The organism is Rubellimicrobium roseum (assembly GCF_006152145.1).
Classification (GTDB): Bacteria; Pseudomonadota; Alphaproteobacteria; order Rhodobacterales; family Rhodobacteraceae; genus Rubellimicrobium; species Rubellimicrobium roseum.
Window position 1 is genome coordinate 1 of sequence record NZ_VDFV01000092.1, and the last position, 6,413, is coordinate 6,413.

Annotated in this window: 8 protein-coding genes and 1 tRNA gene; 4 read left to right on the forward strand and 5 right to left on the reverse strand. The window is 62.6% G+C overall.

Features of this window, described 5'->3' with window-relative positions; genetic code table 11:
• The first annotated feature begins 231 nt into the window (after nt 1–231).
• Together FHG71_RS22460 and FHG71_RS22465 are read left to right on the forward strand one after the other, a co-directional pair.
• Nucleotides 232–441 (forward strand): hypothetical protein, encoded by a 210-nt coding sequence (locus tag FHG71_RS22460; RefSeq protein WP_139083980.1) that lies wholly within the window; start codon nt 232–234, stop codon nt 439–441.
• A 532-nt stretch (nt 442–973) separates the two neighbouring features.
• A complete protein-coding gene (locus tag FHG71_RS22465) occupies nt 974–1,771 on the forward strand; it encodes a calcium-binding protein (RefSeq protein WP_139083982.1) in 798 nt (265 codons plus the stop codon).
• Nucleotides 1,772–2,018: 247 nt separating this feature from the next.
• On the opposite strand, the gene FHG71_RS22470 is transcribed toward FHG71_RS22465, so the two are convergent.
• The gene (locus FHG71_RS22470; protein WP_139083984.1) at nt 2,019–2,639 is read right to left on the reverse strand and encodes a hypothetical protein; all 621 of its coding nucleotides are present in this window, start codon (nt 2,637–2,639) and stop codon (nt 2,019–2,021) included.
• A gap of 158 nt (nt 2,640–2,797) precedes the next feature.
• Here FHG71_RS22470 and FHG71_RS22475 point away from each other — a divergent pair, with 158 nt between their 5' ends.
• Together FHG71_RS22475 and FHG71_RS23835 are read left to right on the forward strand one after the other, a co-directional pair.
• Nucleotides 2,798–3,040 carry a hypothetical protein gene (locus FHG71_RS22475; RefSeq protein ID WP_139083986.1) on the forward strand — a complete coding sequence of 81 codons (243 nt, stop codon included), beginning with the start codon at nt 2,798–2,800 and terminating at the stop codon, nt 3,038–3,040.
• A gap of 449 nt (nt 3,041–3,489) precedes the next feature.
• Nucleotides 3,490–3,639 carry a hypothetical protein gene (locus FHG71_RS23835; protein WP_176559593.1) on the forward strand — a complete coding sequence of 50 codons (150 nt, stop codon included), beginning with the start codon at nt 3,490–3,492 and terminating at the stop codon, nt 3,637–3,639.
• A gap of 105 nt (nt 3,640–3,744) precedes the next feature.
• On the opposite strand, the gene FHG71_RS22480 is transcribed toward FHG71_RS23835, so the two are convergent.
• The 4 genes from FHG71_RS22480 to FHG71_RS22490 form a co-directional block, all read right to left on the reverse strand.
• Nucleotides 3,745–3,834: transfer RNA gene (locus tag FHG71_RS22480), tRNA-Ser, on the reverse strand.
• Nucleotides 3,835–4,125: 291 nt separating this feature from the next.
• On the reverse strand, nt 4,126–5,307 hold the full coding sequence (locus FHG71_RS22485) for a type I restriction endonuclease subunit R, EcoR124 family (protein WP_176559594.1): 1,182 nt from the start codon (nt 5,305–5,307) through the stop codon (nt 4,126–4,128).
• Nucleotides 5,210–5,602, reverse strand: a complete 393-nt coding sequence (locus tag FHG71_RS23840; protein ID WP_176559595.1) for a type I restriction enzyme subunit R domain-containing protein — start codon at nt 5,600–5,602, stop codon at nt 5,210–5,212. The genes FHG71_RS22485 and FHG71_RS23840 overlap by 98 nt, the downstream gene beginning before the upstream one ends.
• Nucleotides 5,599–6,306: a DEAD/DEAH box helicase family protein gene (locus tag FHG71_RS22490; RefSeq protein ID WP_139083989.1), complete on the reverse strand. Its 708-nt coding sequence runs from the start codon at nt 6,304–6,306 to the stop codon at nt 5,599–5,601. Before FHG71_RS22490 ends, FHG71_RS23840 begins: the two co-directional genes overlap by 4 nt.
• Between the last annotated feature and the right edge of the window lie 107 nt (nt 6,307–6,413).

The following is a 6,413-nucleotide window of genomic DNA, read 5'->3' on the forward strand; positions in this document are numbered from 1 at the left end:
CATGGCCGCCCAGATAAGCAGGCAGACCCGCCGCGCGAGCCCCCTCGCTCATGGGTTACGCAACAACGCCCCCAACCGCCCGAAGCAATGCTCGATTGGGCATAGTTGTGCGAAATTGTGAGAAGGTGCCCGTTGCCCCAGGGCCAAAACGAGTCCCAGGTTTACGGGTCGAGACCTGCAGCCTGCTATGCCATCCTAGTCGGTCTCGAAGGCAAGACACTGGACGTTGCGATGGCAGTTCATACTTGGCAAGAGAACGCGCTTGTCTTTCCTGATCGTATTCACCTGATCCCATCAGGTCGGACTGCGGTCGACGAGGCGATTACCGCCTTTGGACTTGGACGCATCCGCGTATTCCCGGCCTCCGCTACCGTCGAGGCCTTGCGGTATGCCAAGCGCCTGCAAGCGGAGACGCAGGACGATGCTCCTTCGATCCTGTAACTTTTCTTCAGCTTTCACTTCCAAGTACTCTCCCACGAAGACTATCGAGTAGTTGGCCTACTGCTCGGGAACCTTCTCAAACAGGTCCTCGTAGACACCAACGAATGGTGGCTGCCCTGCGAAGATGACGGTCACGCGCGCTGATGCGGTTCGGTCGAAACGGGCCAATACCCGACCTGTCTTGTTCCGAAGATCCAGTGCCCGGCCCCAAGTGGTCCCATGGGCCAGCCTCACCTTGTCACCAACAGTCAGTCTGCAGTGTTGCGAGTCATGAGCAGTCATGCACGAGTTCCCAAAGTGACAACGGTCATTTGACGGACGCGACGCAGTTGGAGTGCAACTGTACGTTGTAAAATGTCTGGCAGCAACACACAGACAACCAACTGGTCGGCGGCTTGGGATCAGTGCCGTTGGCATGTCGATGCTCGTCGCGGGCGAGCGCCTCCGCAGAACACACCGTTTCCCCCCATTCTCCATATTGTCCCGCAGCGTCGGCCATGTAGGCTGAAGACCTGATTTTGGAGTTCGCGTAATGGCAGTAGTGAAAGCCTACCAAGCCTTGAACATGCTGAGCACACAGGTGTTCTACGGCGTGGCCACAAGATACGACTCATCAACTATCGAGATCACGTCCGGTGACACGGTGGCCCGATACTCCGGCAACTTCACTTACGACGACTGGGGCAACGTATACGGTCAATTGACGGAATACACACTGCTGGTCAGCGGTTCGGTGATGGGATCCGTTTCCAACTTTCGAGTTGATGCTTACAGGTTCTCTCAGGCGATTGATCGAGAGGATGTCAGTGCCGCCTACAACATGGTTCTGTCTGGTTCGGACGATTTCTACGGATCAGAGCGCGGTGACCAACTTCTCGGGCTGAGCGGCAATGACGTGATGCGGGGCAACGGCGGCAACGACCGACTCATCGCCGGGAATGGCTGGGACAAGCTATACGCCGGGAGTGGGGCGGACATTTTAGAAGGCGGGCGGGGGAAAGACCAACTCTACGGCGGAAAAGATGGACTCGGCGACGATTTTGTCTTCAAGTCTCGCCATGACAGCGTCGTCGGAAGCCGTGACATGATTCACAACTTCACCAAGGGCATGGATGATATCGACCTCCGTGGCATTGATGCAAACAGCTCGACCTACAAAAACGAGGCTTTCGAGTGGAGCGGGCGCACGGCGGACGAACACTCGGTTTGGTGGAAGACAAGCACCAGTGGGGTTAGGGTGCTGGCGGATGTCACCGGGGATGCCAAGGCCGACGTGGAAATCCTGCTGGTCAATGTCAGTGCTATCAGCTCAGGCGACGTGCTGCTGTAAATCCATCTAGAAACTAAGGCCTGCCGGTTCTTCGGACGGGCCGACTGTTACCAGTCTATCGTGCTAGGATCGGACCAAGCGAGCATGGCACGCCGACGGGTCACTTGAGTCGAGGAATCGGCGCTGTTCATAGTCACTCTGGCGCCACCCATCAGAGTAGGACGATGCGGCGCCAGACCCAAAGGTGTAGACAGTCGAGGTGCAGCTATCGGTGGACGCGACCTGACCTGCCCCCGTCAATGAGCGCTCATCTTGTTCGACGTATATGAGCGACTCCCAGCCCTGCTAGCGCCAATCCGAGAAGGGCGGCGCTGGCAGGCAGAGGGATTGGAGCGGGAGCATCCACGGGATCGAGCGTCACGGTACCCACACCATAGCCCGCACAGACGCCGCCCGGATGCAGGTCGCCGGCATCGCAGCCCCCAAGCATGTCGGGGTTCAGACCAAGCACCAGCCGGTCCAGATGGGAGAAGTCCCCGGAAAACACGAGAGAGCCCGTCACGCGGGTGTCAAACGCGAGCCGCGCTACTTCCACGCCATCGCGCCAGCCGGTGGCGAGACCAATCCAGGCATCCGGTGCGAGCCATGGCCCAATCTCGCTGCCATACAGGTCGGCGCTGACTGCAGCAAAGCGCCCCGTCATCGTAAAGGCAATGGCGCGCGGGGCGTTGAAGATGCTGTCACTGACGACGCCGGGCCCCCAGTAGAACGAGCGGCCGCCCGAGTCGGCGGTGATTCCGTCCTCAGTATAGGTCAGCGGCTCCAAGGGATCCTCGCCGCCCCCCGTCAAATCGGCCCAGGTAATCGTGGCTGCCTCGGCCGCGCACGCCATCGTCACGAGCGCCGCAGCGCCCAGCCAAGCTTTCATGTTGATGTCTCCAGCGAGGCACCCCTGAGCCTCAACCGAAGAATGTGACGAGATTGTGATCGCTGTCCAGCGGTTCGTGACAGATTGCGTGCCCTTGCTCGCGCCTGTCTGGCGGGCAATGCTCAGCGTTGATGGTCCTCACACGAGAGAAGATTGCCATGCCGAACGTCGGCAATGAGGACTCACGTTATCCACGTCTTGCCGGCGGTCACGAGCGGGATGGCAACGAGGACTGGGCGGACTTGCTCGTGATTGAGAAGGGACAGATCGACAACCCCGACGGACCCCGGCCCACCTACTCGACCGCGCACTTGTGCCACGCCTGCCGGGCTGAGCTGCAGGGCGAGGGCTTGGGGTCCATGGCCGAGGCTGACGCGTGGCTTCGGGTGGGTCTGGCGTGACGCGTCGACCAGCCAAACGGACCACGCCCACCCGCGCCCGCCGCTCCTCGCGGGGCAGCCGCTGGCCCAACCCCGCGAGCCTCGTGGCGCTGCTGCTAGCAGGCGCGCTCACGGCCTATAGCCTGGGCCTACTCCCGGCCTCGGTGAGCCAATGGCTGCCAGGCTCAGCACCAGCCGCCCGCGAGCGTGTGACCGAGGAGCCGGCAGCGCCAGAGCGCATAGAGACGTCACCCACGCAGAGGGGGCAAGCAGGGTCGGACGAGAACCGGGCAGATCGCACCGAGAGCCAGCGAGCTGAGGCGCCCCCCGCGACCGACTTTTACGTCGAAGGTCCGGTCACTCATGTCCGCGACGGCGACACCATAGAGGTCGCAGGCGTTCCCATCCGAGTCGCTAATCTCGACTGCGCCGAGTTGGGCACCAACGAAGGGGAGAGCGCGCGTCTGTTCATGCGCGACCTCGTGCGCAGTCAGGCTGTCACCTGTAACCTGGAAGGCAGGCGTAGCTATGACCGGGAAGTCGGGACGTGCGCGCTCACCGACTCGGGCCAGGATGTGGGCGAGATCCTGATCGGGGAAGGCGTGTGCGGTCGCTGGTGATAGCGCCGCGCTGACCGCGAGCGGCACAGTGGGGGGACATCCGGGGGGACAACCCGCCAGCATCCGCATTTTCCCAAGCAATTATAAGCATTTACCAAAGGTGAGTGGCGGAGACGAAGGGATTCGAACCCTCGAGACGGTTTCCCGTCTGCACCCTTAGCAGGGGTGTGCCTTCGACCACTCGGCCACGTCTCCGCCGCCGGTCCTATCTGGGGCGAGGCAGGAAAACAAGGCGAAAACGAAGAACGTGTGCACGGCCATCAGGGCTTGGCATGCGCATTCCGGAGCACTGCAAAGCATGGATTGGCACGCGGTTCTGGCAAGAATCGGTCAACTGCCCGTCACGGGCATGTGGACCTTCGAGCCCTCCGTCGAGAAACCTAGAGGATGTGTCGAGAAGGCCGGTGCCGATCCTGCTGAATCATCACCGACCTTCTCGAGATGCGCTGCACGAGAGCGACTTAATCAAAGGCAGGCGACGCCGGGTCAGCTGGCGTCGAAGTCCCCAAGTCCTTCGTCGTAGATCCCCACGAAACGGCGAATCGCTTCCAAGATGCGCGAAATGACGGTCTTCCGCTCCATCACCTTGGGACGGGTCGTGAGCGTCTCGACCACCTCGCTCGGGGCCGGCTCCCGAGCGGTAAATAGCATGGGCTGCATGACACTTTCGAGGCGCCCCGGATCCGCACCCTCGCGCGCGCAGAGGTCGACGAAGGCGTTCGTCCTAGCCTCTGTCCAGTACGCAGCGAAGACATCGCGCACATCCTCGTCGGGACCCAAGGTCGGCAGACGCTCTGCGAGAAAGGCTTCGATCACCTCCTTCTTCGGCCGCAGACTCGCCTCACCATTCAGGAGGTCGAGAATCCGTTTCCGGGTCGCGCGAACCTTCCGCTCGCCGGCATCGCCGCCCTCACCCTCGGCGGCCTTCAGCGTCGCGATCAGGGCCAGGATGTAGGCCACGTTGGTCTCGTCGCGGCGCAGGAGCTCGAGCTCGAAGTCGAGGTCGTCCAGCGGACCGGCCTCGTCCTCGTCGCCATCTCGGTGACGGAGTTGCTCGAGATCGAGGTATTTGCTCTTGTAATTCTCGAAGTCCTGCGGGGGCAGCGGAAGCCTTTCCGGGTCATGCTCGGAGTAGCTCGACGGGACGTTGCGCAAGCGCAGGATCTCCCGGAACGCCTTGGCGAACTCGGCTTGGGCCTCCGCGTCGGGAAGCCCGTCCACCGCGTCAGGGGTGGGCGCGATCTCCCGGAGCCTCGCCACCGCTTCCTCGAAGCGTCTCGCCTGCTCCTCATAGGGTGGGACGATCACCGTCTCGAGGGCGTCGCGATCGCCGAAGAGCGCAATGGCATCGTCAGTCCGCTGCTTGAGGTCGCGGAAGCAGACGATGTTGCCCTGCGACTTCTCGGATCCGAGGATGCGGTTCGTGCGCGAATAGGCTTGGATCAGGCCGTGGTAGCGCAGGGGCTTGTCGACGTACATCGTGCTGAGGGTCCGGGCGTCGAAGCCCGTCAGGAACATCCCTACAACGAGGAGGATGTCGACGCCCTCGGCCGGGTCGAAGGGCTTGCGGTCACGGGCCTTCACCCGCTTTGCCAAGGCTCTGTAGTAGCCGTAGAAGCCGTCGCCGTTCAGGACGCTCTCGGCGGTGCCATCGCGCGTTATAGGCATCCACGATGGCCTGGAGGCGGTCGCGCTTCGGGAGCGCCGCCGGAGGTACGGCATCGCCGGGGAAGTCGGGATCGGGCAAGATGCCGTCCGCGTCGGGATCCTCCTCGTTCGCGGCATAGGTGAAGATGGTCGCGACCTTCAGGTCATGGTCGCCCGCCTCGCGCCGCCGCTCGAATTCGTCCCAGACGGCCAGGAGCCCGTCGACGGAGCCCATCGCCATCATGGCTCCGAACTCGCGGCCCCGGGTCTTCTTGTCATGGTTGGCGATGATCCAGTCGACCTTGCGGGCGATCACATCGGGGTGCTCGTGAAAGTCGCGCCCGGCCTGGTCGTCGTCCCAGCCTCGGCCGGGCCCCAGTATTCGACCGCGAAAGGCAGGACGTTTGCGTCGCGGATCGCATCCGTCAGGATGTAGCGATGGAGGCATTCGCCGAAGAGGTCCTTCGTCGTCCGGCTCTGGACAGCGTTCTTCGCCAAGATCGGCGTCCCGGTGAAGCCGAACATCTGCGCCGCCTTGAAGTGCGTGCGGATCCGGCCGTGGGCCTCGCCGAACTGGCTGCGGTGGCATTCGTCGAAGATGAAGACGATCCGGTCGTCCTTGATCCTTTCCATCACCGCCGCGTGCCGCTCGCGCGAGAGCGCTGTGTTGAGCTTCTGGATCGTGGTCACCACGAGGCGGGTGTCCGGATCCCCGAGTTGGCGGACAAGAGCCCGGGTGTTGTCGGTGGCGTCGACGGAGCCTTTCTCGAAGCGATTGAACTCCTGGATCGTCTGATAGTCGAGATCGGCGCGGTCGACGACGAAGACGACCTTCGCGACCTTCGGCAAGGCGAGGAGGTTCTGCGCGGCCTTGAAGCTCGTCAGGGTCTTGCCCGAGCCGGTCGCGTGCCAGATGTAGCCCCCCTCGCGGCTCCGCTCGACCTGGCGCGTGATCGCCTCGGCGGCCTCGACCTGATACGACCGCATCAGCATCAGGATGCCGTCGGTCTCGTGGATCACGATGTACCGAGCGATCAGCTTCGAGAGTTGGCACTTCTCTAGGCTCAGGACTCGCTATCGCAGCCAGAAGATGACGGCGGCTGCGAGCGCGATGGCCGACAGGAACA

Coding starts and splice junctions, on each gene's coding strand:
- FHG71_RS23835 (WP_176559593.1), top strand. CDS start 3,490: ATGCGCGACCTCGTGCGCAGTCAGGCTGTCACCTGTAACCTGGAAGGC.
- FHG71_RS22485 (WP_176559594.1), bottom strand. CDS start 5,307: ATGCCTATAACGCGCGATGGCACCGCCGAGAGCGTCCTGAACGGCGAC.
- FHG71_RS22460 (WP_139083980.1), top strand. CDS start 232: ATGGCAGTTCATACTTGGCAAGAGAACGCGCTTGTCTTTCCTGATCGT.
- FHG71_RS22465 (WP_139083982.1), top strand. CDS start 974: ATGGCAGTAGTGAAAGCCTACCAAGCCTTGAACATGCTGAGCACACAG.
- FHG71_RS22470 (WP_139083984.1), bottom strand. CDS start 2,639: ATGAAAGCTTGGCTGGGCGCTGCGGCGCTCGTGACGATGGCGTGCGCG.
- FHG71_RS22475 (WP_139083986.1), top strand. CDS start 2,798: ATGCCGAACGTCGGCAATGAGGACTCACGTTATCCACGTCTTGCCGGC.